We start from the raw sequence: 26,657 nt of genomic DNA, 5'->3' as shown, positions 1-26,657 counted from the left end.
GCCCCACCTGTTTTTTATCCATAACGTTTCTCCAGGATAATCTCCTTTAGTTTTGTATAAAGATTATAGTGATTAAAATAAATATCTTTATTTCTTGTTGATAGTGGAGCAGGTTCTTTAATTATTTTCTTAATATCTCCTATAATATCAGGACTATCGAGATCTATTGTTCTGAAATAACGCTCGTCGTAAATATCAGCAATGTTTGGCGCACCATTATAAATAGGAATTGTACGGCATAAAGCACAATCCACAAATTTTTCAGTCACGTAATTCCACTCGTTTGAGTTTTCGATTGCAATAGAATATTCATAAGGAAGTAAACCGGTAAACTTGTGTTCCAGCCAACCTCTAAATCTCCGGTCTTCAATTTCCAGCCGCTTTCCATAGATATCGATATCCAGATCCGAATCCAGGATCTTGTTCAGAAGACCAATGCGTTTATTGTAAATCCCTACTGGTTTGTTTAAATAAGAGACGATCATGGATAATTTTTTCTCTTTTTTAATAACTATAGCTGCGTCAAAAAACTGATAAGGTACGAGATCATGATAAAACATGTAAGAAGGTGATGTGATCACATCACCACCTATGTGAAGCTTATGTGTTTTCTCAAATAATTCAGGATCATGCACGAGCACATAGTCACTGTGCAAGAGAAAGTCTATATATTCATGTGCCTTACTAAACGATGGTTCCTGAATGACAGTAATCACCTTAGCTCTCGGAATAATGGGTTCATCAGTACGATTGAATACCACAGCATAATCGTAATCGTTCGCAATGGTAAAGTCTAAATCATTGTCGTAAATAAGATAATTTGCTTTAAATCTTTTTAATAGACTCTCTGAATCGTCATAATTGGAGAGAAATTTGATCTTCGTCATAGGTATCTGTTTTTTATAGATAACTAAGATAAAGAATGAGAAAAGCAGTGCATAGTATCTGCTTATTTTGGGACATATGACCCCATCGGGCATAAAAAAACCGGTCCGATGAATCGGACCGGTCCAGGTCAATTATATAGTTAATAAACTTAAACTAACTGAACATTAATTGCGTTAAGACCTTTACGGCCTTCTTCTACATCATAAGTAACTTTATCGTTCTCACGGATGCTAGCCATAAGGCCTGTTGAATGAACAAAGATTTCACTGTCGCCATTTGCTGGTACGATAAATCCGAAACCTTTAGTTTCATTAAAAAATTTTACTACTCCTTCTTGCATTGTATTATTATTATAAATATTCACAAATGTAGTTATATATTTTCATATACCATTAAAAAAACGAATAATATTTTTCTCAGCAAGCTAAAACGGCTGTAGTGTTATAGTTAAAAAAGCGCTCATACACAGTTTTACCTTCTTTTACTTCGAATACCCACGACTCATTTAAAGTGCTCCTGCCAATATCTTTAAGGATTATATCCATTTTTAATCTCAAACAAAAATATTCTCCAACCACCAATAGTTCAGAAATCTCTGCGGCACTGGTTTGTTCCATCTTCCTGGCATACAGAAAGCCCGGGGTTTGGTGAATAATTTCGTTTGAATAGAACGCTTTAATAGCGTCATCATTTCTACCTTCACGCCAAAATTGAATGAATTTATCCGCAACTTCCTGAGTATTCATTATTGATTAATAATTGATTAAATAGCTGAAAGCACAAAAGAAATACGAACCATCAAACAAACATATAAACATTAGATTATCAAATAGATAGCAAACAAAAAAGCTAATTTGTTTTAGTTTTTCTGAATAATCGATATAGCTTTATGCAATAATTTTTTAAATTATATTTTGCGCCTAAACTTTTATGGTAATGGCGGTATTTATAGTATCTTCCGCAATTAAATCTGTTGATGTATCCCATTAATATAGTCCTAAAGCGATTTCCACCTGATTGTCCTTAATCAAATCCAGGCTATTCAGTTGTTGCGCCATGTAAATACTGGTTAGTCTTCCTGTTCCTTCTACTGCTACATATGGCCCGATCTTATCTACGGCCAAAAGAGTAATTCCTTGTAGTTTAACTTCTCTATCTTTCAACGCATTGTAGATACCGGTAACCCGGGGATCCAGAAATGGCATTTCATTAATGTTTTTAGCTGCATCTGCAACCAGATAAGATCCATCTGTATTCCGTTCCCAGCCAGGCAGCTGCAACGTGTAAACCATATCCAGATCTGATCTGTTAATTTCCAGTATTGCTTTATACCATTTAACATATAACGAAATCGAGTCTACTAAGCTCTGTTTAAACTCCAAAACTACGTCTATCCCCTCGCGTTCGAGATAGCGATTGCCCGAAAAGAGCATTTTCATAGTCTCTTCTCTTCCTGATTCATAAAGTGGATTAAAGAATTCTGAATACACCTCTCCTATTGCCCATCTTCTGAGGACTTCATGCCGGTCAATTTTTTCTATTAGTTTCATCTGATTGATTGAATGGGTTATTTGATACTTTAAGGTGCTATTGCCAGGTAAAGTCTATCTTTTCGAATAATTTAGGCGTTCCCATGTTGTTGGGCAATTCCACTACATTGACAAAGAAATTCGTTTCAGCAATGTATAGCGGTACCCTGAATACGGTCTGCTCTTCAAAGTCCGGTTCTTCGCTTACTGGTGTAACATCGAAGGTGATTCTTCCATAGCTTAACTGAAAGAGTTTCCGGTCTTTGCCATAACCTACGGGGATGCATTGCAGCGCGTGAATACGTTCTGCGAGATCAGGAAGTATCCACCGGATGGGATTAAAATACAATACATAAAACAGCTCAGGAAGGTGAAGAAACTGCTGCTTGAAAAAGTCACTCAGGCATTCTCCTTCAGCCAATCCTTTGGGCATAAAATAGACGTACTGGGGAATGGCAGTTTCTTCAAAAGGATACATAATTATTCCATCAATAGGTTTTAAAACACGGTTTCTGGCTTCTGCATAGGCTAAAAAGGATGTCATACTACTCATAAACTGCTGTTAAATTTAGTGTTGGATTCACGGTCAGTTCCAAGTTACAAAGAAATCGAAAGCGTAATCAGGTGATTGATTTTTTGGGACTTTTGACCCTGCAAAGCAGTGTCAATCGTTTTTAAATTGAGGTCAAATAGATCATTATGAAACAACCTTTAGTTAGCTGTATTATGCCGACTGCCAACAGGCATAAATACATTCCTTTTGCTGTAGATTATTTTTTACAACAGGATTATCACCATGCTGAATTAGTTATTATTGATGATGGCAAGGAGTCTATTGCTCCTTTATTACCGGAGATTCCTAACATCCAGTATTTTTACACCCCTCCACTGGGTACAATTGGAGCAAAACGCAATTATGCTTGTGAAAAGGCAAAGGGTGAGATCATTGTGCATTGGGATGATGATGATTGGTATGCGTATGACTGGATTAGCCAGCAGGTCAATTTTCTGCTGAGCTCCGGGGCAGACATTTGCGGAATCAAACATATCCACCATTATTCTGCGATCATGCAGGCATTTTGGCAGGGTGATGCAGAGAATAGAAATAATCCAAATTCAAAGCCTTTTCTTGCAGGGGCCACGATGGTTTACCGAAAATCTTTTTGGGAACAGCATCCTTTTAAGGATTTACAAAAAGGTGAAGATGAGGGCTTTGTTCAAACTCCCGGAGCTAAGGTATTTGCACACGATTATATTGATGGGTTTATAGCTATGCTGCATCCTGATAATACAACAATTAAATCATTCGAAAACCGCAATCACAAAAAGAACCACTAACCAATCCTGAATATATTCAGGATAATTGCACAACTACCTACTTATGAAAACATATTTATTCTTATTCCTCGCTATCATTTCAGAGATTATAGCAACTACCGCTTTAAAGGCATCAGCGGAGTTTACCAGACTATGGCCCTCTGTTATTGTGATTTTTGGTTATGCTATTGCTTTTTATTTTCTCAGCCTGACTTTAAGAAAAATAGATCTTGGAATTGCCTATGCGGTTTGGTGTGGGTATAATTTTGGTTACGGCACTGGGAGCCATTTTTTATAAGCAAAAGCCAGATATGCCCGCTGTTATTGGCATTGTGCTCATTATCATCGGTGTGATTGTAATTAATTTATTCTCAAAAAATTCCGGACACTAAGCCCGGAATTATACACAGGTCCAGCCTGCCATTTTTCTGTGGTTCCATTTTTTCTCCAGGTAGAAGAATTCGCTGGCAGCAATTGCGGCTTCTTCTGCCTGCTGATCTAACGTACAACTATCCAGATGATCCACTATGGAAGATGAAATCAGTGCATGTCTGAGTTTTAATGCAGCCAGTGTATTGGCATAATCATTATCAGCACACCAGAATTGATAATTTTCATCCAGTTTTCCAGTAAGTCTGAAAATGTCACGTTTTAAAAAGAGACACCACCCTGCAACTTCATATCTGCTACGGTAGCCAGGGTAAATTCCATTATCCTGCTCAAATCCCATTTTTGGATGATGAAAAGAACAGAATGGGGATGCACTAGACAGGTCATAGTATTTATGGAATGATTTTAATATTTCAGTAGCCCAGCCTGGGTGGAAATGCAAATCGTTGTTACAGAGGCAAACGTATTTGGAGGAAGTTATATCAACTCCGATATTCATATATCTATGGTAACCAAACGCTTCTTCAGGATATATGGTAGTCGTATTTTTGTATTGAAAGGGTTTCATTTCTTGCTGTGATTCCATCACAACTACGTTAAATTTGATAATTTCCTGATCTTCTGAGGCCATCAAAGAATTGATGCAATGCTGGGTGATTAGTTTCAATTCCTCGTTTTGTGCGAAGCTTAAAATAATAACGTCAATTTCGGTCTTGCTTTTCATAGGTACCTGTATTTGTGATGACAAGTTACAAACAAAATCAGCAGGTTATCCGCAGTCTTGTATTTAGGGACATTTGACCCTGTTTATTGCTTTTTTATAGTAATTATGGAACTTTTGACCCGCTCAACCTGAGTAGTTGTTAGTTATCTTGAGGTTAAAAGAAAACTATGTCAAGGTTAATCAAAATCATCTTATTTGTATTGCTGCTGGCAATAATCGTATATCTATGTGTGTTCTTGTATTGGGTAGGTACAAAACCTGAGCCTCATCAAAAAACAAATCCACCTTCTATATATGCGGGTGATTAGCCATATATAATTTCTTTTAATTTGGTGTATAAGTTGTATTCATTGAAGTAAATATCTTTATTTATGGATGAGCCAGGAGCAGGATGGGCGATGATCTCTCTAAGATCCTGAACGATATAAGGACTGTCCAGGTCTATTGTTCTATAATAACGCTGATCATATACTTCTGAAAGGTTTGGTGCTCCATTGTAAATAGGTGTGGTGTTGCATAAAACACAGTCTACAAATTTTTCTGTGATGTAGTTTTTCTCATTAGAGTTTTCTATGGCTATAGAATATTCATAAGGTAACAAACCAGTGTATTTATATTCCAGATCTCCTTTATATCTTGAATCATGTATATTCAGGCCACGACCGTAAACATCAATATCCAGATCAGATTCCAGAATATTCATTAACACCTCTATCCTTTTCTGGTAATTGGCCTTACTGGAGTATAACCCAGATACAATCATAGAGAGCTTTTTTTCTTTTTTGATTTGCCAGGTCTGATTATAAAAGGAATGGTCTACATGATCATGATAAAACATATAAGTTGGGGATTCAATGATCTTCCCCCCTAATTTCACCTTGTTGATTCTCTCAAATAGCTCCTGGTCATGGACAATGATATAGTCACTGCTGGTCAAAAAAAACTTATTTTGATGTGCTTCACTCCAGGAGGGTTCCTGAATTACTGTTATAATTTTAGCTCCGGGTTTCAGGGGATCATTGGCCCTGTTAAAAACTACAGCGTAGTCGTAATCATCGGCGGCTGTAAAAGTTAATGATACATCATTGATTTTATAGTTTGCTTTGAATCTTGTGATCAGGTTCTCAGAAACCTCGTAATCGGAAAAAAATCTAATCTTCATCGTTTATAATTTTGCTTATTCCTAAGTTAAAAATTAGCGGACTGAATAGTGTTGACGGCCAGATTATGGGACTTTTGGCCCTATCATAAAGTGTGAATCCTTTTTAAATTGTGAGATAAAAGAGAGGAAATCATGAAAATAAAATTATCACACCCGCTAATTTCCTGTATATGTATTACAGCGTACAGACCTGGGTTATTGCTTAAGGCAATAGTTAGTTTTGATACCCAGAATTATCCAAATAGAGAACTGGTTATTTCTTATCCAAAAGAGGATACGGAAACGAAAAATCTGATCGATAGCATATTAGAAGTATCTGATCTGAGAATTGTCCGGCTAGAGCGTGAAGGAAACAAGTCACTAGGAGAAGCAAGAAATCATGCGATTGCCAATTGCAATGGAGACTATATTTGTTTATGGGATGACGATGACTGGTACCATGCCAGAAGACTAGCCCATCAGTACAACACCATGCGGACTAAAGGACAATTTCGTGAGGCTAGTATACTCACACGTGTCATGTTATATGATGCGACGACTCAGAAGGGATATCTTTCTTTTCCTTATCTATGGTGTGGGAGCCTTTTATGCAAAAAGGACATTATTTTACAACATCCATTTACAGATAATAAGGTAGCTGAAGATGCACAAGTAATCAAGTATTTGGAATCCAGAAAACTTGTTGATTATATTTCAGACAGTGCCTTTCTTTATCTTTACGTTTACCACGGAAACAATGCTTTGAGCTATTTCCATTTTTCTTATTATTTAAAGAAAAGTGAACAGCTCGATCAGGAAAGTACAGATTGGATGCGTAGTCTTCTGGATGTCAAAGTGGAGGTGTTACCCTCCTGATTTATGATGCCAGCTTTATCATCTCAACCTGGATGCCCAAATAGGATAAGGCTGGCCTTCTCTGATAAAATCAAGAAAATAGGTTTCATCAGGGATAATTTCTGATTGATAAGTTTTTCTCAAAATGCTGAATACGCTTTGATCATGACGATGGTCAATAAATTCCTGGTGTTGAGTGGTTTCATTTTTGTCGTCAGTAAATAGCATTGGGTTCTCACATAAGGATGCGTACCATTTATTAACGAGATGGGTAGTATGCTGACATTTTTTTAACATGATTACTGTAGCCATCAACTGATTAGAATGGATTACATTTTCCGGGGGGCTGAAATGATCAAAAACTTCTTGTTTTGTATATTCTATTTCCTTATGCGGCAATTCAAAACTGATACAACCAGTTGCTGATTGAGTTAATAGCCCGATATATTCTTTAAAACGTTTGCTACCGTTACTATTGATCATGCAGCCAGCATCACAATAGATTAAAATGTCATCGTCATCAAGGGATTCTAGTACTCTTTGTATTAAATATGGCTTCCAGATCCAATATCCTCCGCCTCTTCGTTGATTAAGGACTTCCTGAAAGTGCTTGCTGAATACGGGTTCAAGATCTTCAGGGCTAAAAATAGTGACTTCGTCAAAAAAAGAGGAGGCCAAAGCTGTTTCTTTAAAAAACTCTATCTGTCTGGCATACCTGGCATCGCCATAGCTTATTAGATATATCTTCATATTCTTCTTCATTTGCAACAAGTTACAAAAAACAAGAATCCAAGTACAGTACAGGAAACTTTTGGGACTTTTGACCCTACCTCTACCACTTAAACCTAACTAAATTAGGTACATACAAATTAAAAGCATCATGAATCAACCACTTATATCTTGTATTATGCCTACGGCAAACAGACAGAAATACATCCCTCTTGCGTTAAGCCATTTTTTAAAGCAGGACTATAGCAATTCAGAATTGATTATTGTAGACGATGGAGTAGAGTCTATTGCTCCTTTATTACCTGATGATTCCCGGATCAGATATTTTTATACAGATCCTATAGGAACTATTGGCGCAAAGCGAAATTATGCATGTAACCTTGCAAATGGAGAAATTATTATGCACTGGGATGATGATGATTTTTATGCTCCTGACTGGATTAGTAAACAATATGATTATTTGATAACATCAGGAGCTGATATCTGTGGTATTGAACATATTCATTTTTTTTCGCCCGTAACTGATACCTTATGGATGGGAACTGCAATGAACAGGAATAATCCGTCAAATCCAAGTCAATGGCTAAGTGGAGCAACCCTGGCCTATAGAAAGGCTTTCTGGGCTGAAAATCCGTTCAAAGAAATGCAGACCGGAGAAGATGATAATTTCATCTCGAAACCGGGAGTAATAATTTTTGCGCATGATTATATTGATGGATTTGTAGCTGTTTTACATCCCCGCAATACCACTGTTAAGTATTTTGAAAACCCTAAGCATAAAGCCAAGACTGGGTCATAATAGAACCCAGCCTTGTCCCGTCCTGCACTTCCACTTCTTATCAAAATAAATAGATTCTCCTTCAGTAAGCTCTTCCTGCCGCTCTGGTGTCTGACTATTCAATGTTTTATTTTCCAGATGATCCACAAAAGAGGAAGTCACTAACATATGGTTTAACTTTAATACCCAGAGGGTATTGGAGTAGTCATTATCTGCACACCAGAATTTGTAGTTTCTATCTAGTTGTCCTGTCAGACGTAATAAATCACGCTTAAAAAAAAGGCACCATCCTGCAACTTCATTTCGAATGCGATAGCCTAATTTAGGACCATCATTCTTTTTAAATCCCATTTTAGGATGATGTAAGGTACAGAATGGGGAAGCGCTGGAAAGGTCAATAAATTTGTCAAAGGTTTTAAGAATTTCTGTTGCCCATCCGGGATGGAAAATCAAGTCATTGTTACAGATACAGATATAGGGTGATGCTGTCATTTCGATTCCAATATTCATAAAATTATGATAACCAAATTCATCATTCGGATAAATAGTTTTCGTCTGTTCATATTGAAATGGCTTTATTGATTTTTCTGATTCAATTACAATCACATTAAACTTAATTTCTTCGGGGTTTTCAGACCGCATCAATGATTCGACACAGTCAACAGTAACTTTCTTTAATTCATCCGTTTGTGCATAACTCAAAATGATGAGATCAACTTGTACTTTGTTTTTCATTATTTAAATCTATTTCCGACAAGTTACAAAGAATTCAAAATGCCGGGCAACAGCTTAAACTTTTGGGACATTTGACCCTATAACTGCCAGACCGATTCATGTAATTTTAGCTAAATATTAAAAATTCATTATGGCTAGATCATGGTATGCTTTTATCCCGGGTGGTGACCCGACTGACGTTGAGAGATATTGGAAAGCAACGGTTAAACATTCTTGTTTATGCGGAGATCGTATTTGTGCAATTTATGCAACAGGTGTAGGTATTAATCCAGATATACCTCTTTCTCCTAATATGCATAAATATATTAAAAATGCACTTTTAACTGGTCAATTACAACCGGAAACGCCTATAGGCAGTAAAAAGTATGTGTATCTGAGAAATGCATAAAATTCTGACTTAAATATTTTCTTATGAATCAATCTTATCCTTTGATTTCCTGTATATGCGTTACAAATAACAGGCCTGAGCAGCTAAAAAAAGCTATTTCTTGTTTTGCCGATCAGAATTATCCAAATAAAGAGTTAGCGATTTCTTACCTTAAGAATGACCTCCTTACTAAAGAGATAGTTGAAAATACCCGGCAAAAGGATATTTTGAAAATAGTCACAGTAGAACACACCGGAGATGAGCCTTTAGAGAAAGCGAAAATTCATGTTATTAATAAATGTACAGGAGATTATTTGTGCATCTGGGATGACAATGACTGGTATCACCCTAGTAGATTGATGTTTCAATTCAACAGTATGCAAATTGTTGGAGAACGCTATCAGGGTAGTGTATTATCCCGGATTATGCTATACGATGCTGGTACAAAAAAGGTTTATCATGCTTTTTCCCATAACTGGGATGGAACCCTATTGTGCAGAAAGGAAATATTTTTGCTGAATCCATATACTAAAGACGGAGAGAATACCTCTATAACTACATTTTTATCCGGCAGAAAGATATTATGCCAGATTGATGATGCCCCATTTCTATACATTCATATTTATCACGGTGCAAATATTCATGATGATAAACACTTCGAATCCTTTATGAAACAGAGTGAGCTACTAGCTGAAGAGCTTTCGAATAAAATTATCAAACTGATAGATAATTAAAACAATAATCCTTAAAAAAACAATTTTATGATAAATCCACCTCTTGTTTCCTGTATTATGCCTACTGCAAACAGGCAAAAATTCATCCCTTTTGCTATTGAATATTTTTTAAAACAGGATTATCCCAATGCAGAACTTGTGATTATAGATGATGGGACTAATTCCATTGCTTCGTTAATACCAGATGATCCAAAAATCAAATACTTTTATACAGAACCTTTAGGAACTATTGGCATTAAACGTAATTACGCTTGTGAAAAGGCTGAGGGAGAAATTATTATGCACTGGGATGACGATGATTATTATGCCCCCGACTGGATTAGCAAAATGACAGATGCACTATTGACTTCAGGAGCAGATATAGCCGGTCTGAACCGCGTTGTATTTTACTCTCCGCCAGCAAACCAGCGCTGGATGTATGAAGATAGCGATGTAGATAAACCATGGTTATGCGGAGCTACAATGACCTATAGAAAATCATTTTGGCAACAACATCCTTTTATTGATTTGCAGGTTGGTGAAGATTACGATTTCGTCTGGAATTCTGGGGCAAAAACTTTTGCACTAGACTATGTGCAAGGATTTGTGGCAATTTTACACGCACATAATACGAGTATTAAACCTGTTGAAAATCCAAAGCATAAAAAACATGCAATTGGTTGGGATGCACCAGAGGATGAAAAGGAATCATGAGCACACCTTTAGTATCCTGCATTATGCCAACCGCTAACCGTCCGAATTTTGTTGTGTTAGCAGTTGAGCACTTTCTAAACCAGGATTTTAGAGATGCAGAGTTGATCATTATAGATGACGGAAAGAAATCTGTCAGGCCTTTATTACCCAATCATCGCCGTATTAAATACTTTTATACTGACCCTTTAGGAAGTATAGGGCTCAAAAGGAATTTTGCCTGTGAAAAAGCACAGGGAGAAATTATTATGCATTGGGATGATGACGACTGGTATGCATATGACTGGATCAGTAAATCGGTTAATTTCTTAAATGAATCTAAAGCAGATATATCAGGGTTGAGCCAAATTATCTTTTTCTCTCCAAGAGCTGGAAAATTCTGGAGATATGAAGGGGATCGCTTAGAGCACCCATGGTTAGCGGGAGCAACTATGGCATACAGGAAATCTTTCTGGCAAGCACATCCATTTAAAGATTTACAAATTGGAGAGGATTATGATTATGCATGGAATATGGGTGCTAAAATTCATGCACACAATTATTCTGATGGTTTTATTGCAACATTACATAACTCAAACACGACTTTAAAACCTTTTGAAGACCCAAGACATAAAAGACAATATGCCAGCAACTGGATGGATGTTAGTTTTGAGGGGAAAACCGAAAACCCTAAAAAGAGTAGGTATTATTATTAAAAGAATATGCTATGCCCTGGTATCAATTGATTAACAATGAACTGGATATTTGTGATCCAGATAGCTATGTTGTATTAGACAAAGCACCTGAAACTGTAGATGGTCCTTATTTATCCGCTATTTTCGCAGATGAGCTTCCTGATGACCCAGATCGCAGACCTGATATTGAAGGAACTCCAGGATTACTTATCTATATTATCCGTGCCCTTGCTAAAAGCAAAGGCCAGCCGTCCTCCAGTTTCCCTCCTGTTCCATTAGAAGTAAGAATGTCTGCCGAACCCGCCACGGGAGTTTTAAAATAGCTTCACTTAAAAATGAAGCGTAATATAACAAATATTAAACCCTCTTTATTGAGGGTTTTTTTTGACCTTAAAAAAAATCAAAGGATTAACAGTTGGGGACTACTGACCCTAGCAAACCAAGACAGGCCTTCGTAAATTAGTATTATGAAATCATTGATAAAAGTTATTGCTTTTTCATCCGGAAGATAAAGCAAACGTAAATTAAATCAAGAAAAAACTTTCAATAGTCTGCAGCAATAAAAGTTATGATTTAATTGGTTACAAATTTCTCTTATCACAATGATAATTATGGGGAAGCCGAAAACCTTAAAAAGAGTAGGCGAAAAATTAAAGTTTTTGATCTCTTTTTGATAGACAAAAGAATCACTTATTATGGCAAGATTTTGGTATGCTTACAACGGATTTGGTGATCCCTTGTTACCTTCAAGTTATAATTTAGCATCTATTAGACCTGCGTGTACCAATGGGGCTAATATTTGTGCTATTTATTCACCTGGTTCTGGTAATCCATCATTACCTTTATCTAACAACCTTAGAACATACATTGCCAATGTTCAATTAACACTGCTTGGAGCTCCAGATTCAAGTTTGGGTGTTAAAAAATATGTATATGGCAAAAATCTTTAGATCTCAATTTACTACAATTTGATACTAATCTAGAAATTCAGGGGAAACCGAAAACCTTAAAAAGAGTAGGTGAAAATTAAAGTTTTTTGATCTCTTTTTAATAAAAAGAATCACTTATTATGGCAAGATTTTGGTATGCGTACAACGGATTTGGTGATCCCTTGTTACCTTCAAGTTATAATTTAGCATCTATTAGACCTGCGTGTACCAATGGGGCTAATATTTGTGCTATTTATTCACCTGGTTCTGGTAATCCATCAGTACCTTTATCTAACAACCTTAGAACATACATTGCCAATGTTCAATTAACACTGCTTGGAGCTCCAGATTCAAGTTTGGCTGTTAAAAAATATGCATATGGCAAAAATATCTAACATCAATGTTAATAATTCAGGGAACCATATAGGTTCTCTGAATTATTAAATAAAGTAAAATACTGTACAATAGTATCTACTATAAAGTTCTTTAAGCATTCAAAATTTCATCAAGAACTGAATTATGATTAACCAGGGAGAAGCCGAAAACCCCAAAAAGAGTAGGCATATATTAAAGTTTTTTGATATCTTTTTGATATATAAAAGAATCATTTATTATGGCAAGATTTTGGTATGCTTACAACGGAATTGGTGATCCTTTTTTATCTGGAAGTTACAATTTACTACCTTTTAAACCAGTCTGTATAAATGGATGCACTATCTGTGCTATTTATTCACCTGGCTCGAGTGTTCCATCATCACCGTTATCTACAAATCTCAGGACTTATATAGTCACTGTTATGGCTAATCAAGTTGCGCAACCAGATTCAAGTGCAAACATTAAAAAATATGTTTATGGCAAAGTAGGATGCTAACAACTTATCTTCATATTTTGATGGTATAAATAAATATAATTCAGGGAAAGCAAAATCTTAAAAAGAATAGAATAGATTAAAGTTTTTTGATCACTTTTTGATAAATAAAAGTATGTAGAATTATGACAAGATATTGTTATGCTTTTAATGGATTGCGATCCTTTATTATCTGCAGGTATACTTTTACTATAGCGCCTCCATTATGTTCCTATGGACGTAAAATCTATGCTATTTATGTACAAGGCAGTCTAAATCCATCTCCGTAATTATCACTCAATATCAGAACATATATTACAAATTCGCTAATAAGGGGAATCCAACAACCTGAAATAGGGATGGAGTATTTTCTCTTAAAGTATTGTTAATTATATTTTGGCAAGAATTTTGAAGAATCGAAAGTGCTAAAATATTGCAAATCAGAAAAACCACATATTATGGCAAGATTTTGGTACATTCATGATGGAATTGGGAACCCGCTTCTATCTAGTAGTTATAATTTATTATCTATCAAACCTTTTTGTTCCACAGGATGTAGAATTTGTGCAATTTATGCGCCAGGTTCTGGTAATCCATCATCACCTTTGTCTAACAATATCAGGACTTATATTGTTAATTTTTCGATGGGTTCAGCCTTACCACAACCATTTGAACCACTGGGTTCTAAATATTATATTTATGGAAAAAATTGTTAACTGTAAGCTGATTTAATAATACAATAATCTTATGCTGTTTATTGTATTATTAAATCAGGTATATTGAATTCATTTAGTTATTAGGTTTAATCAACTGGAAAGCTTTATAGGCATTGACTATCCCTCCAGAAATACATTTGTCTTTTAAGGCCCAGACTTGTTCAACCGATTTCATTATGATCACCTTTACCTGTTTAGCGGTTAATTCCGGATAATATTCTCTAATAACGCCAGCTAAACCTGCAACTACAGGTGCAGCCATACTTGTTCCTGTATCGTCAAGATATGCCGACCTCGGAATTGTAGAAGTAATTTCCATACCTGGAGCATACACGTCTATACTACTTTTTCCATAATTAGAAAATCGACCTGCTATATTTTCGTCATTCTTCCACCCTGAAGCTCCCACCTCTATCCAACAAGCTGCTATTGCCTGTCCTTCTGGATTTTCGCGGTCAGGATAAATAATCATTTGATCCAGATCCTTTCCTTCGTTACCCGAAGCATGAATGATCAATATATCTTTACTTATCGCGTACTTTATTGCTTTATCAACTGCCACAGATGTTTTAGCCCAAGGCTGCCCAAAACTCATATTGATCACCTTTGCGCCATTATCCACAGCGTAAAAAATCGCATCTGCCAGGGCTTTAGTCCTTTCATCCTGAATTACAGAACTCAGCTGAGCAAATGATGTTTGTTGTCCACCCTCACCCAACGGATCAATCCCGGGAATAGCTTTTATAACCATTATTTGTGCATGATCAGCTACACCTTTAATCCCAATATTATTGTTACGAGCAGCCGCAATAACACCGGCAATATGAGTGCCATGATAAGAAGAAGGACCTCCTGTAATAGGATCAAAATCTTGTTTTTCATAATACGCAAGCTGCATCTTATAATAACTAATTCCTCTTTGTAAACTAATCTTTTTATAAGTCACAAACTCTGAAGAATTTTTCAACCCAGCTACTAAGTTAGTCTGCATTTTAAATTCAGCTTCATTAATTGGAATATAGTCCTTGAAATCTTTAATAACAGGAGCCGGTTTTCCTATCTTTTGCAAGATCTGATCTAATATTTTCTGATCTGCCTGTACAATTTCTAATTTAGTTTTTATTAATATTGTTTTCGTTTTATCGTCTTCTTTCGTTGTTGAGTTATAGAAATTCCAGCCATGTAAATCATCTATAAAACCATTTTTATCATCATCTTTCCCATTTGCTGGTATTTCATTTGGATTTGTCCAGATTACAGATTTAAGATCTTCATGAGCTATATCTACACCTCCATCAATCACAGCAACTATAACCGGAATTGCTTTCTTTCCATTTAACAATTCTTTGTATGCCATTTCCATACTAATTCCAAATACACTATCAGTTCTAAGATCCAGGTTTTGCCAGTTATCTTTAACTTTTTCACCTGTTTGAGCAAATAAAATATTTGCTGATATCAGCATAAATACTACTAGTATTAATCTCCTAAAGATTGCAACTCCTATATTTTGACCTCTCATGTTTATTTGATAATCTGTAGTAGTTCTATTTCGAAAATCAGTGTGCTATTTGGTGGTATCTGCCCTGAATTACTCCTACCTCCGTACGCAAGAGCTGCGGGAACATAAATCATCCACTTAGATCCAACCGGCATTAACTGCAAAGCTTCTGTCCAGCCTTGTATAGTTTTGTCAACATTTACAATATATGGGAGACCTTTTTCTAAAGAGCTATCAAAAATCTTCCCATTAACCAACGCACCTGTGTAATTCACACTCACTTTATCTGTTAAACCAGGTTTCTTCCCTTTCCCCTGATGGATAATTTTATATTGTAAGCCAGAAGGTAAAGTTACCACACCAGGTCTTTTTTTATTCGTTAATAAAAAAAAATTGTTTTCTTCAGGTAAGGGCCCTTTCATATCTTTTTGCGCTTCTCTTTTTGCATTTGCTTCAGATATCGCTCTATGATCAGCCAACGCTCCCCCATCTATTTCAGTGAAAACAAATTTATCCACCAATCTTTCTTCTTCTTTCAAGTCCAAACCATAAGGTTTCAATGCTTTTTTTATTCCAGCAATGTCGGTCCATGAAGAGAAATTCAAATCCATATCTAATTTATTTGTATAGTCAGTCTCATCAAAAACATACGGATTGTCAGCCTGGCGATTCATCTGAGTAATTAAACTATTTAATGGTAAATCCCTGAATTGATGCAAAGATCCTTTGACGATTAAATGATCATCATACTCACCAGTTAAAGTTTTTTTACTTTTTAATAAAATATTTTTATCATTCCGAACTAAAACAAGAACATTTTCTTTTATTCTTTCCCAACGAGCATGTAAGCCCAGCAAACGATCCAGATCAGCGATAATGGATTTATGAATTATAATATCGGTTTGCCCAGTATCAGGATTTACAGATTCATAACAGATACCATTTCTTGTAAGCCAATTTTGCAATGCACCCTTTCCCTCAGTAAAGATATACCTGGATTTATCCAAGACTTCCCATATGATTTGGTTTGGCATTAACGTAGAACTTGGTCTTACTAAATCTGCAGGTTTTATTAAATAGTTCCAATTGATCTGATAAGCATTATAAATAGGATAATTCAGAAAAAATGCCCTGATTATTTTTTTTCGGGAATCTCTTATAATACCAGATCCACCAAGTCCTTCTGCATTTACACCCGCTTTATAATCAGATATTGCCGTATATTTCATAAATGTTGATGAAGTATCAACTTGATTCGGATCAGGAGTAAACAAGAACTGCTTTGTAGCATCAAAAACATCAAAATCATTCTTTACCGGCCAACTAACCTGCTGACCGTTAAGTACCATTTGAATATTGTCTGCATCTACAAAATCGGATGAAGTAATTGCGATAACTTTACCTCTATAGATCCAAACTTCATGTGGAATAGACCGGTGTTTAAAATATGTAGCAAATATTTTATCCTCCACGACAGATGGTAGCGAAAGATTTTTAGTGTATTTATTGTTCTTCCAGAAAACAAGTACATTAGCCTCTTTCTCATAAGTTACCGGTAGAATCTTGATTTTAGGACCAAATTTCTTTTGCAAAGCATCCATTTTAGGAAGAGCAGCAACACAACCAGAACAATTTGTTGCCCAGAAATCTACTATTAATAATTGATCCTTAAATTCAGTTGTCAATGCTGTCTTTTTATTTGCATTAATAAGCTTATTTATAGAAAAATGGGGTAACTGATCTCCAATAGATAAATTTGGGAGATTTGTTGTTTTCTGATCTGGTACAGTGTAGGTTTGTTGTGCATTCACATTCAAAACCATTAAGAAGAACTTTACGGCTAATATTATTGTTAATCTCATTGGTTATCTTTTTTTATAACAAACATTTGTAATTCACGCATTCCATCAATCAGATCAAGATCATACCGATTCAATTCTTTACGCAAAGCCGGAAGATCTGTCCATGAATCAATCTTAAGGTCAAGATCTATAGGCTCTTTATAATTGGTTTCATCTATTATAGGTTGTAATCTGGCTTCAGCCAACTCATAAATTAGCTTATCCATGGTAACGTTATTAAAATAACCTTTCATATCATATTTTGCTTCGCCATTTCCAGCTGATTTTAGTTTATCGACGGTCGAAGTATGTACAAGAATAAGTGCATTAACCATTTTTTTCTCCATACCGAATTTAACTCCAAATGCATTGGCAAGATATTCATCTAACGTTTTACTACCTTTGACCACGCCAATTGGGAGGACCAGTTCATAACAAAAAGCATTCTTTCTCATCCAACTTTCCTTATCACCATATTTTGGATTATAAATGTATTTTGATGGGTCATCTACTTCCAGCAATATGTTGCCATACTCCACCATACCGTGAGTCAGTATATCGGCAATTGATAAATTGTACATAGTGACCAGCTGTAAGCCAGTCACTTTATTTATAGATGAATTAAAATTTAATCCAAATGCACCAGAAGTTGATTGAACACCCTCTCTATATCCTGTAACAACAGAAAAACGCAAAAATTTATTCTTATTTGTCAATTGTTCATTCTGTAATTTAAAAACAGGCTTTTGATAATCAAAGTCAAAAAGAGGTTTCCTGTATTTAAAAGAACTAGTGTCTGTTTGTGCCAGACCTTTTAATGAAAACAGCATTAAAAGAGAGGCAACATAATATGTTAATTTCATTGTTTAATTTAAATTGAAATTATAACTGATTCTTACGCCGGCGGAAGAATATGTTCTTGCAGAAGAAGCAATATAAACCGCTTCATATTTAAGCAATACATCAAAATGTTTGGAAGTATGAAAGCCAACACCAGGCACATATGTAAAATATTTTTCACCGCTCCCCCCTCCATTACCATCCGCATAATCCCTGCCACCGTAGAAAGAAAGACCTGCCTGACCCGAAGCATAAACTTTTGGTGCTAAATAGTATTTTGCTCCAAGTAAAACCGGTATGAAGGAAGCTCCTTTACCGCCACGTTTAGCTATAAAGTCAAGATAGCCGGCGCTTGCAGTAATGCCAGTCGCTTTAAAAATCGGGTACTCTGCTTGTAAAGAGCCCCCCACAACTATCGATGAATAGTTTGCCACATAGCCAGCCGGTATTCCTATATGTCCTCCAAAGCTATAAGTTATTCTTTTCTTAATTTTTTCTTGTTGTTCTTGTGCACTGACTGTTAAGATTGAAATTGCAAAAATGACGATTGCCATAAATATATTTTTCATTTTACTAAGCTTTTATTGATAATAAATTAATAGTTATATTGTCTTTTATTAATGAGAATTTCCCCAACTTTGAGGGTTATTCCAGCTATTTTGTGGCTTAGTAGTGGTAGTAATATATTCTAGTTTACGAATACGGTTTCGTTCTGTAAAATAGATAACATCTCCATTTAGATTTGATACTAATACTTTTGGATTTGAAAGTTTCACGTCTGCAATTTTTCCATCAGCCTCTCCGAATTCGCCATTACCAATCAACGTAGTAACCTCACTATCTGGTGTAATTTTGCGGATTCGTTGATTATCAGTATCAGCAATATATATATTTCCCTCTGCATCACTTGCAATACCATATGGATAATTAAATTCCGCAGTTACTCCAATTCCATCTCTATATGGGACAAAGTCTCCATATGCTCTAACTCCATCACCAGCCCATGTAACAGCGTTTCCTGTCGGAGTAATTTTGTATATTAAACCGTTATAATTATCTAAAACATAAACATTTCCAAGAGCATCTAATGTAATTCCAGATATTATAGGTCCAAAACTAACACCATTGGCGGGTCCACTATAGGGACTAGGGTTAAAATTTGGAGTATTTAGAATACCAGCATAAGTACTGACTACCCCACCAGCTGAAATTTTCCTTATTAAAACATTACCATTATCTCCTATATACATATTACCAGCTTTATCGATTGCCAAAGCCATTGGAAGATTGAATTGTGCAGTTGCAACTGGCCCATCTACAAAACCCCGTTGTCCATTACCTGCATAAGTACTAACCACTCCTACGGGAGTAATTTTACGGATTACATTATTTCCATAATCTGATACATATAAATTATCAGAGGCATCAATAGCCAAGCCTTCAAGATAACTAAACTGCGCTGCTGTACCCATTCCATCAGCATAACCATTTACCCCGCTACCAGCAAAAGTGCTGACCACACCCGCAGGTGTGATTTTACGAATGCAAAAGTTGTTCTGATCATTTACATACACATTTCCCTTAGCATCAATTGCGATACCAGTTATGTTGTTAAATGCTGTTAATTTGCCTATTCCATCAATATATGCGCCAAGCGTACCGCCACTGCCAACAAAAGAAGTTACTTGTACATCGGTCTTGGTCGTTGTTTCTTGAGGTTGAACTTTTTTGCACCCATTTACCGCTAAAACCGCCAGTAGACTAATACCGGACAATTGAAGCCATCTCATCAATCGTTTCATGTTAATTTAATTATTATGATTACTTGGTTAAATACTTGTTTTAACGAGGGTTTTGTACTATACCAGAATTTGTTATTACTTCATCAGGGATTAACAAAACGTATCTTAAATCATTTGCAGGCAATTCGAAAGACCCTATACCTGATAGTGTCCTGGTTATTTTTTTTGCAGTTGCAGTGTTTTTATTCAAACGACGCAAATCTGTCCAGCGCTGCGCCCGCATCACTAATTCTTTTCTGCGTTCTGTTAACACTTTATTTAAAGCATCAGCTGCATTAGTTGCAACATAATCAACGTAAGTACTTGTTGTAGTCGGATTTCCATCTCCATCTAGAACAACTTTCCACCTGGTCGTAAGCAAAGTATTCAGATCCGTCATTGCTTCCGTAGGTTTATCAGCCCTCGCATAACATTCTGCACGAATCAGGTACAATTCATCTACAGCCAATCCATTAAAGAAATTGGACGCTAAAAATGAACCTTCATAATTCCCTGTAAAACGGTAGGTCCCGTCACTTGCAATGCGTTTAAAAAAAATCTGCCCCCTTAAATCATTACTATCATAGGACGCAACTAAATCTGCATCTATCCTTGCTGCGGAAAGATTAGGCACCAAGGTTTTCCCAGGATTGGTGGTGGAATGAAAAATCACTTCTTTATTAAAGCGCGGATTAAAAGGAGAGTTAGAAAAGGCACTGATCAAATTATAATCCAGCAACTGACTATTAAGCTGTAATGCCGAGGTTGCAGCATTTAAAGCACCCGGATAATTTTCCATCGACAAATAGGTACGTGCAAGCATAGCGTAGGCAGCCGCTTTATTTGGCCTTGTAGGAACACTCGAAGTAGCAGGTAATAGATTAACAGCATCCTGAAGATCCTGAACAATCCGGTCATAGGTCTGCTGAACAGTACCACGCACCGATTTATCATTTAAATCAGAAGACATTTTCAATGGAATACCCATATCCTGGCCGGCACTTGCTGCTGTATATGGTTTCGCATATAACTGTGCAACATTCCAAAAAGCATATGCCCTGTAAAATAATGCTGAACCTTTTAAAGTATTTAAGGTCACCGGATCTGTAGCCCCCCCCTGCAATTTTTGAATAGTCTCTAAAACGAGGTTTGCATGGAGTACTGTTTTATATGGATTCTGCCACTGTGGAGCTGCAGACGCACGTCTTGCACCAGCCGACCAAATAAATAGGGCGCGATCAACAGGATCACTAAGACTACTGTAATTATTAGGTTGCATAAAATAATCATCTGCAGAAAGTTCTCCATCACTTGGATATCCTGTGTTCATAACCGTATAATTGTCTAATAGCAATTGACAGTCTTCAGCAGTCTCAGCTTTTCCTTGCTGACTAGAAACCTTAACATCCAGGTATTTTTTACAGGAACCCAGCATTAAACTGAGCATAAGGATTGATAATAAGAATTTATAAATCTTCATTTTCTTCAATTTTAGAAATTAGCACTTAAACCAAGACTATAGGTTCTTGGCAACGGATAATCGAATACATCCGGGTCAAGGCCTTGTTTATTTGCTCTCCAGATCACACCCAGGTTGCTTACATTGGCGTAAATTCTAGTATTTTTGAGCACCCAATTCTTTTTATTCAGCGTATAAGAGAGATTGATTTCCTGCAAACGGACATGGTCACCTTTCAAAACATTGATATCTGCACCTCTATAAAATGCATCTCTGTTTACATTACCAGGATAAATGGCTGAAGGTACGTTAGTGAATGCTTCGTCCCCTGGTTTTTGCCAGCGGTTTGCATATTCTCCTCCCTGGATGTTACCGTCAGTATATAAAAAGTTATATTGAACCATATTAGAAAGAGGCCTTCTAAACCAGTAGCCCAATTTATAAAGCAGATTTGCTGAAAGTGAAAAATTCCCATAGCTGAATGTATTACGAAAAGATCCGTAATAAACAGGAATCAATGAACCAAAATAATGTAAAGAACTGGCAGGTTGTGTGCTAATTGCATTATATGCATCATTACCAGCTGTACTATTATCTATAGTAACCATATTTCCGTTTAAATAACCTCTGGGATCACCGGTTTGGGGATCTAATCCTGCCCATTTATAAGCGTATGCCCGGGAAAGATCAGCGCCTTCAGTAAAAAGAATAGGGGTAGATACATAAGTACCAGCAGTATAACTTATAGGCGAATATATCTTTGTAATCTTAACTCTATTATAGCTGAACAAGAAATTACTTGTCCACCTGAATAGTCCGGTCCTTATATTTAAAGAATTTAAAGTCAGATCGATACCTTTGCCAAACAAATTACCTGAATTGAATGTCAATTGATTAAAACCTATACTCGGATCAGCTGCATTATTTGCCAATAGATCTTTGGTTCTTTTTTGATAATATTCCACACTTCCTGATAAACGCCCGCCTTTTATACCAAAATCAAGACCGAAATTTAATACGGCAGTTTTTTCCGGCCTTAATTTGATATTTGAAGGATTCTGTATATCTGCATATCCAAGTAAATTACCATCAAACACCTGGCTTGCCGGCACATAACTTAGAATTGGTGTGGCAGATGCGGCAGGATTCGTATTCCCGTTATATCCGAAAGTTGCTCTTAATTTCAGATTTGGCACCAGAGAGAAATTATAGAATTTCTCATTATTAATATTCCAGCTACCACCCACAGAATAAAAAGGAGTTCCTCCGTTATTTCCTGCCGAACTAAACACATTGGATAAATCTCTTCGGAAGCTTGCAGATAATGTATATTTGTTATTATATGTATACGCTGCGTTACTAAAATAACTGATTGTTCTTCCAGTTGCATCGGATATCGAATTCCCAGGAACAGAAATGTTGGAAATACCCAGACCGGATACAGGATCAGCTAATAATAAAAAATATAAATAATTGTAATTTAAATTATTAGCAAAGGAAAGATCTTTTTCATTATATCCTAAATAACCATTGGACATGAGCTTAGAATAACTTCTGAAAATATCAATTCCTGCAATCGCAGAAATATTATGTTTATCATTCCAGGTTTTGTTGAAATTTAACTGTCCTCTTAAGGTTTGACTGTTAGTTGTAGTAACAGCCTTTGTATATTGTGCCCCCAAAGGTATATTTCTGGTGCCTGGTATCACTGTTAAGCCGGTTTGAGGATCAAAGGAATTTACAGGAGATGTAAACATATTTATTCTGTTCCTCATATACCAGGAATCAGGTCGTTCCAAGTCTGTCACGTTATTAGAACTGAGATTATAATTGTAAGTTACATTAGCAGATAGTTCTGGCAAAATTTTATAGGTTGCTCCTAAATTTATATTGATGTTCTGCGATTTTGATTTGACATAACCGTCATTAATATCTTGTAATGGTTTGTAGTCAAAGCTCAAGAGTTTGTCTCCGTAAGTTGTGTTTAAAAGATCTAAAAGTGCCTGACTGTAGCCTCTGGGAATCGCTGCTGGATTACCCTGACTGTCTACTAACCTGCTGTAAGGATACAAGGATACGGTGCCAGTCGGGCTACTTGTTCCGCTAAAATTACCAAAACCTGATTGCCCATTCGTATTTGACTGGACGTAAAGGACAGCTGCCTGAAGGTCCAGTTTAGCTAAAGGTTTTGCAGAAATTGAGTAGTTTAGCACTTCACGGTTCGAACCAGAATTTCTCGTATTATCTAATGCCTTATCATAACCAACAGAAAATCGCTGTGCCAATTGTTGAGTTCCGCCCGAAAGTGCCAGCGCGTAAGACTGTGTAACAGCATTACGGAAAAAGTATTTATTCAGATCGTTACGCACATCATTACCACGCAATGCGTCTAGTTGAGATTTTGCCATATCAGGGCTAATTTGTCCTCGTCGCTGCCGATCCATGATTTCAGCTACAGGCGAATTTGCAGCCTGTCCGAGGATAACTATCGGATCAGGTATATGAGTAGACGGATCAGGATAGTCCTTATTATATTTAAGCACCTGCGCATCAATATAGTCTGACGTACTCATTATCTTTTGATAAAAAAGATCCGGTTTTTCAGTTATGTTCACGTTAGCATTAAATGAAATCTCTAAAGGCGTTTGATAATTTCCTTTCTTAGTTTTCACTATGATTACTCCATTTGCTGCTCTGGACCCCCAAATAGAAGCTGCCGCAGCATCTTTTAATATGGTCATGCTTTCCACATCATTTGGATTCACCAGATCAATAGAATATGGACTTGCAATCCCATCTATAACTACTAAGGGTCTGCCACTATTGTTATCTGATCCTGCAACCGTCAAGGTGTTTTTTCCCCGGATAGTCAAATTTGTAAGCGGAGATCTGCTTGTTATATTTGCTCTGTTTGCTGAATTTGTAGGAGTCAGATCATTCCTAAAATCCATACTGGTTGTTATACCTTCCAACCGTTTAAGCAGATTTGTATTCGTCGTATGCTGCAATTGTTCTTTGCTAATTACCTCAAAGGAACCTGTAATGCGCTCTTTAGGTATATCCTGATAACCATTACTTGCAATCGTTACCTCACCCAACTGAACATTAGACTGAAGACTCATTTTAATCGAAATCATGTCTGCAGGATTTAAGCCAACCAAAGAAACTTCTTTAGTACTATATCCTATATAGGAGATCAAAAGGACACTTTTTTTAGTCCCATACCGTTCAAAATATCCACTTTCTGTAGCTACAGAGCTTTTTACACCCCCTTTTAAACGTATAGTCGCGCCAGGTAAAGGTTTACCTTGTTCATCCAAGACTTTCCCTCTATAAATAATAGAATCCTGAACCAAAGTACTTACCGGATGAATCATAGCTAACTGTTGCTTAATCACAACACTATTGTCCTCAATCGCAAATGTTAAATTTTGCCCGGCAAGGCATTGAGCCATAACTTCCCTAAGGTCAGTTTTATTGAAATTTGCACTAATTATCTTGTTTTCATTCAGCATTTCAGACTGCCACAGTACATCATACCCGGTTTGTCTTTTAATTTCTTTAAAAAGCTGTGTGATTTTTATTTTGTTTTGGTTCAAGGTTATTTTCTGTCCATACGTGGCTCCGGACACTTGCATCATACCCACAAAAAACAAAATAATCATCAGTCGCATTACTAATAAAAATTTATTCAGATTGCCCGTCAGGCACCCCGAAAGTTTAGTATAATAATTCATACCTTTATATGCTTGGTTTTTTTTGCAAAGAGAAATATCTTCTAGGGTACACTCTCTGCATTAGTAATAGGTTACTTAAATCTTAAATAAACCAAACAGTTAGGGGTGTTTCCGCACCCCTGACTTATTTGATTTTCATTTGAGTAGCGTTTCACTTCATAACTATAATCCTCCTCCCTATTGTCTTAAAGCGAACAGACTCCGTTAACTCCAGTTTTCTCAATACTTTCGATACATCACTGTACTTTGATACTGTTCCACTAAACAACAGCTTGTCCAATTTCTCCCCTTGAGGGTTTTCGATTTCGACATCATACCATCTCGATACCTTTCTCAGTATACTTCCAAGTTCTTCTTTCTCGAACATGAAATATCCATTTTTCCAGGCGACAGCTTCATCAGGATCGATATTTTTCACTTTAATTCCCGAATCATCATCATCTCTATCAATTAATGATTGTTGGCCGGGCCTGATAATTTTGTAAGCATTTACTGAAGGGCTGGTCACTTTAATACTTCCTTCAAGTAAAGTAGTACTGACAACAGGTTCATTCGTGTACGCATTTATATTAAAATGCGTACCCAAAACTTCCACTATCTGTTTGCTTGAAGAAACTAAAAAGGGTTTGGCCGTATTTTTAGCAACTTCGAAGTAGGCTTCTCCATCCAATTCAACTTTGCGTTCATCCTGACCGAATACAGAAGGATAACGTAATGAAGATGATGCATTAAGCCAGACTTTTGTTCCATCAGAAAGAATGAGTTGAAACTGTCCGCCTTTAGGGGTTTCTATTTTATTATATGCTATTTCTTTAACAGTAGAAGACATTGAGGTTTGTTGATAAACCAATTGACTATCTCTGCTTTTAGTAATAACCATACCCGATTGATTCGCAACCTCTCCATTTTTCACATCAGCCAAAGATATTTTAGATCCATTGGCCAAAGTCAAAACAGCTTTATTTCCACCAGGTGTAATTTTAGTGACCAGTTGAGTACTCACTGGCTTAACCTGATTCCTTTGATATATATAAAGACTCATAGGAATTACGAAAGCAGCCGCAGCAGCTATGTAGAGATACTTCGAAAATGACCGCACAGTCTCCATGTTACCAGGGAAAATTCTATTTTTTTTTTCAATTTCATAATTAATCTTCCAAAGCATCCGGTCATGGATATCTTGTATTTCATCATTATCCATAGATTCGAAAACATCTTCCGTGTCTAAGAAAAGATCGAAGTATTGTTCCACGAATAACAATTGAGTTTCGTCAGCAGTACCTTCTAAATAAGCTTTAACCGCCTTTATAAATTCGTCTTTAATTTTTTTTGAGTTCATTTAATTTGGTGTGCTATGATATCCTTTATTATAACAGTATATCAAAACCAGTCAATCTCCTATGCCAATTGAAAATATTTTAAATATTGATGCTACAAATTATTTAATTAACACCT

The 26,657-nt window shown here is 36.2% G+C and carries 27 protein-coding genes and 1 pseudogene; 11 read left to right on the top strand and 17 right to left on the bottom strand.

What is annotated here, in order from left to right:
* Positions 1–14 precede the first annotated feature (14 nt).
* From AY601_RS04380 to AY601_RS04360, 5 genes are all read right to left on the bottom strand, one after another.
* Positions 15–887 carry a glycosyltransferase family 10 domain-containing protein gene (locus tag AY601_RS04380; RefSeq protein WP_068396995.1) on the bottom strand — a complete coding sequence of 291 codons (873 nt, stop codon included), beginning with the start codon at positions 885–887 and terminating at the stop codon, positions 15–17.
* Positions 888–1,036: 149 nt separating this feature from the next.
* Positions 1,037–1,228 (bottom strand): cold-shock protein, encoded by a 192-nt coding sequence (locus AY601_RS04375; protein ID WP_068396992.1) that lies wholly within the window; start codon positions 1,226–1,228, stop codon positions 1,037–1,039.
* 76 nt (positions 1,229–1,304) lie between these two features.
* Positions 1,305–1,634 carry a SnoaL-like domain-containing protein gene (locus tag AY601_RS04370; RefSeq protein WP_068396988.1) on the bottom strand — a complete coding sequence of 110 codons (330 nt, stop codon included), beginning with the start codon at positions 1,632–1,634 and terminating at the stop codon, positions 1,305–1,307.
* Between the two features lie 240 nt (positions 1,635–1,874).
* Positions 1,875–2,438 (bottom strand): hypothetical protein, encoded by a 564-nt coding sequence (locus AY601_RS04365; protein ID WP_068396984.1) that lies wholly within the window; start codon positions 2,436–2,438, stop codon positions 1,875–1,877.
* A gap of 37 nt (positions 2,439–2,475) precedes the next feature.
* A complete protein-coding gene (locus AY601_RS04360; protein ID WP_157287689.1) occupies positions 2,476–2,970 on the bottom strand; it encodes a hypothetical protein in 495 nt (164 codons plus the stop codon).
* A 146-nt stretch (positions 2,971–3,116) separates the two neighbouring features.
* Between AY601_RS04360 and AY601_RS04355 the strand changes: the two genes are divergently transcribed.
* Both AY601_RS04355 and AY601_RS04350 read left to right on the top strand, forming a co-directional pair.
* Entirely contained in the window at positions 3,117–3,755 is a 639-nt protein-coding gene (locus tag AY601_RS04355) for a glycosyltransferase family 2 protein (RefSeq protein WP_068396978.1), read from the top strand.
* Between the two features lie 43 nt (positions 3,756–3,798).
* Positions 3,799–4,126: pseudogene (locus AY601_RS04350) on the top strand (DMT family transporter).
* 8 nt (positions 4,127–4,134) lie between these two features.
* On the opposite strand, the gene AY601_RS04345 reads toward AY601_RS04350, so the two are convergent.
* Together AY601_RS04345 and AY601_RS25865 are read right to left on the bottom strand one after the other, a co-directional pair.
* Entirely contained in the window at positions 4,135–4,848 is a 714-nt protein-coding gene (locus tag AY601_RS04345) for a glycosyltransferase family 2 protein (protein ID WP_068396976.1), read from the bottom strand.
* 304 nt (positions 4,849–5,152) lie between these two features.
* Positions 5,153–6,010: a glycosyltransferase family 10 domain-containing protein gene (locus AY601_RS25865; RefSeq protein WP_068396971.1), complete on the bottom strand. Its 858-nt coding sequence runs from the start codon at positions 6,008–6,010 to the stop codon at positions 5,153–5,155.
* Between the two features lie 132 nt (positions 6,011–6,142).
* Here AY601_RS25865 and AY601_RS04335 point away from each other — a divergent pair, with 132 nt between their 5' ends.
* Complete coding sequence (locus AY601_RS04335) at positions 6,143–6,865, top strand: glycosyltransferase family 2 protein (protein WP_068396967.1); 723 nt, start codon at positions 6,143–6,145, stop codon at positions 6,863–6,865.
* An 18-nt stretch (positions 6,866–6,883) separates the two neighbouring features.
* Here the strand turns inward: AY601_RS04335 and AY601_RS04330 are convergent, their stop codons facing one another.
* The gene (locus tag AY601_RS04330; RefSeq protein ID WP_068396964.1) at positions 6,884–7,594 is read right to left on the bottom strand and encodes a hypothetical protein; all 711 of its coding nucleotides are present in this window, start codon (positions 7,592–7,594) and stop codon (positions 6,884–6,886) included.
* Between the two features lie 130 nt (positions 7,595–7,724).
* On the opposite strand from AY601_RS04330, the gene AY601_RS04325 reads away from it, so the two are divergent.
* The gene (locus AY601_RS04325) at positions 7,725–8,372 is read left to right on the top strand and encodes a glycosyltransferase family 2 protein (RefSeq protein ID WP_084359087.1); all 648 of its coding nucleotides are present in this window, start codon (positions 7,725–7,727) and stop codon (positions 8,370–8,372) included.
* On the opposite strand, the gene AY601_RS04320 is transcribed toward AY601_RS04325, so the two are convergent.
* Positions 8,367–9,086, bottom strand: coding sequence for a glycosyltransferase family 2 protein (locus AY601_RS04320; protein ID WP_068396958.1), 720 nt, complete (start codon positions 9,084–9,086; stop codon positions 8,367–8,369). The genes AY601_RS04325 and AY601_RS04320 overlap by 6 nt on opposite strands.
* 130 nt (positions 9,087–9,216) lie before the next feature.
* Here AY601_RS04320 and AY601_RS04315 point away from each other — a divergent pair, with 130 nt between their 5' ends.
* The 7 genes from AY601_RS04315 to AY601_RS04285 all read left to right on the top strand — a co-directional run bounded on the left by AY601_RS04315 (position 9,217) and on the right by AY601_RS04285 (position 12,875).
* Positions 9,217–9,474, top strand: a complete 258-nt coding sequence (locus AY601_RS04315) for a hypothetical protein (protein WP_068396955.1) — start codon at positions 9,217–9,219, stop codon at positions 9,472–9,474.
* A gap of 23 nt (positions 9,475–9,497) precedes the next feature.
* Complete coding sequence (locus AY601_RS04310; RefSeq protein ID WP_068396952.1) at positions 9,498–10,187, top strand: glycosyltransferase; 690 nt, start codon at positions 9,498–9,500, stop codon at positions 10,185–10,187.
* Between the two features lie 27 nt (positions 10,188–10,214).
* Positions 10,215–10,880 (top strand): glycosyltransferase family 2 protein, encoded by a 666-nt coding sequence (locus AY601_RS04305; protein ID WP_084359085.1) that lies wholly within the window; start codon positions 10,215–10,217, stop codon positions 10,878–10,880.
* A complete protein-coding gene (locus tag AY601_RS04300; protein ID WP_068396946.1) occupies positions 10,877–11,572 on the top strand; it encodes a glycosyltransferase family 2 protein in 696 nt (231 codons plus the stop codon). The genes AY601_RS04305 and AY601_RS04300 overlap by 4 nt, the downstream gene beginning before the upstream one ends.
* Before the next feature lie 11 nt (positions 11,573–11,583).
* Positions 11,584–11,874, top strand: a complete 291-nt coding sequence (locus AY601_RS04295; RefSeq protein WP_068396943.1) for a hypothetical protein — start codon at positions 11,584–11,586, stop codon at positions 11,872–11,874.
* 372 nt (positions 11,875–12,246) lie between these two features.
* Positions 12,247–12,501 carry a hypothetical protein gene (locus AY601_RS04290; protein WP_068396940.1) on the top strand — a complete coding sequence of 85 codons (255 nt, stop codon included), beginning with the start codon at positions 12,247–12,249 and terminating at the stop codon, positions 12,499–12,501.
* Positions 12,502–12,620: 119 nt separating this feature from the next.
* Complete coding sequence (locus AY601_RS04285; protein WP_068396937.1) at positions 12,621–12,875, top strand: hypothetical protein; 255 nt, start codon at positions 12,621–12,623, stop codon at positions 12,873–12,875.
* A 1,241-nt stretch (positions 12,876–14,116) separates the two neighbouring features.
* Here AY601_RS04285 and AY601_RS04270 read toward each other — a convergent pair.
* The 8 genes from AY601_RS04270 to AY601_RS04235 all read right to left on the bottom strand — a co-directional run bounded on the left by AY601_RS04270 (position 14,117) and on the right by AY601_RS04235 (position 26,541).
* A complete protein-coding gene (locus tag AY601_RS04270) occupies positions 14,117–15,508 on the bottom strand; it encodes a S8 family serine peptidase (protein WP_068396928.1) in 1,392 nt (463 codons plus the stop codon).
* Positions 15,509–15,567: 59 nt separating this feature from the next.
* Positions 15,568–17,406: an FKBP-type peptidyl-prolyl cis-trans isomerase gene (locus tag AY601_RS25860; RefSeq protein ID WP_068396925.1), complete on the bottom strand. Its 1,839-nt coding sequence runs from the start codon at positions 17,404–17,406 to the stop codon at positions 15,568–15,570.
* Positions 17,403–18,248: a DUF3738 domain-containing protein gene (locus AY601_RS04260; RefSeq protein WP_068396922.1), complete on the bottom strand. Its 846-nt coding sequence runs from the start codon at positions 18,246–18,248 to the stop codon at positions 17,403–17,405. Before AY601_RS04260 ends, AY601_RS25860 begins: the two co-directional genes overlap by 4 nt.
* 3 nt (positions 18,249–18,251) lie before the next feature.
* Positions 18,252–18,794: an outer membrane beta-barrel protein gene (locus tag AY601_RS04255; RefSeq protein ID WP_068396919.1), complete on the bottom strand. Its 543-nt coding sequence runs from the start codon at positions 18,792–18,794 to the stop codon at positions 18,252–18,254.
* 48 nt (positions 18,795–18,842) lie between these two features.
* Complete coding sequence (locus AY601_RS04250; RefSeq protein WP_084359081.1) at positions 18,843–20,027, bottom strand: NHL repeat-containing protein; 1,185 nt, start codon at positions 20,025–20,027, stop codon at positions 18,843–18,845.
* Between the two features lie 40 nt (positions 20,028–20,067).
* The gene (locus AY601_RS04245) at positions 20,068–21,486 is read right to left on the bottom strand and encodes a RagB/SusD family nutrient uptake outer membrane protein (protein ID WP_068396913.1); all 1,419 of its coding nucleotides are present in this window, start codon (positions 21,484–21,486) and stop codon (positions 20,068–20,070) included.
* Positions 21,487–21,497: 11 nt separating this feature from the next.
* Complete coding sequence (locus tag AY601_RS04240; RefSeq protein ID WP_068396910.1) at positions 21,498–25,202, bottom strand: SusC/RagA family TonB-linked outer membrane protein; 3,705 nt, start codon at positions 25,200–25,202, stop codon at positions 21,498–21,500.
* A gap of 151 nt (positions 25,203–25,353) precedes the next feature.
* The gene (locus AY601_RS04235) at positions 25,354–26,541 is read right to left on the bottom strand and encodes a FecR family protein (RefSeq protein WP_068396907.1); all 1,188 of its coding nucleotides are present in this window, start codon (positions 26,539–26,541) and stop codon (positions 25,354–25,356) included.
* Positions 26,542–26,657: the final 116 nt, after the last annotated feature.

Origin of the sequence: Pedobacter cryoconitis (assembly GCF_001590605.1) — a bacterium.
Lineage (GTDB): Bacteria > Bacteroidota > Bacteroidia > Sphingobacteriales > Sphingobacteriaceae > Pedobacter > Pedobacter cryoconitis_A.
The sequence above is the reverse complement of the archived record's forward strand: the minus strand, read 5'-3'. Positions and strand labels throughout refer to the sequence as shown.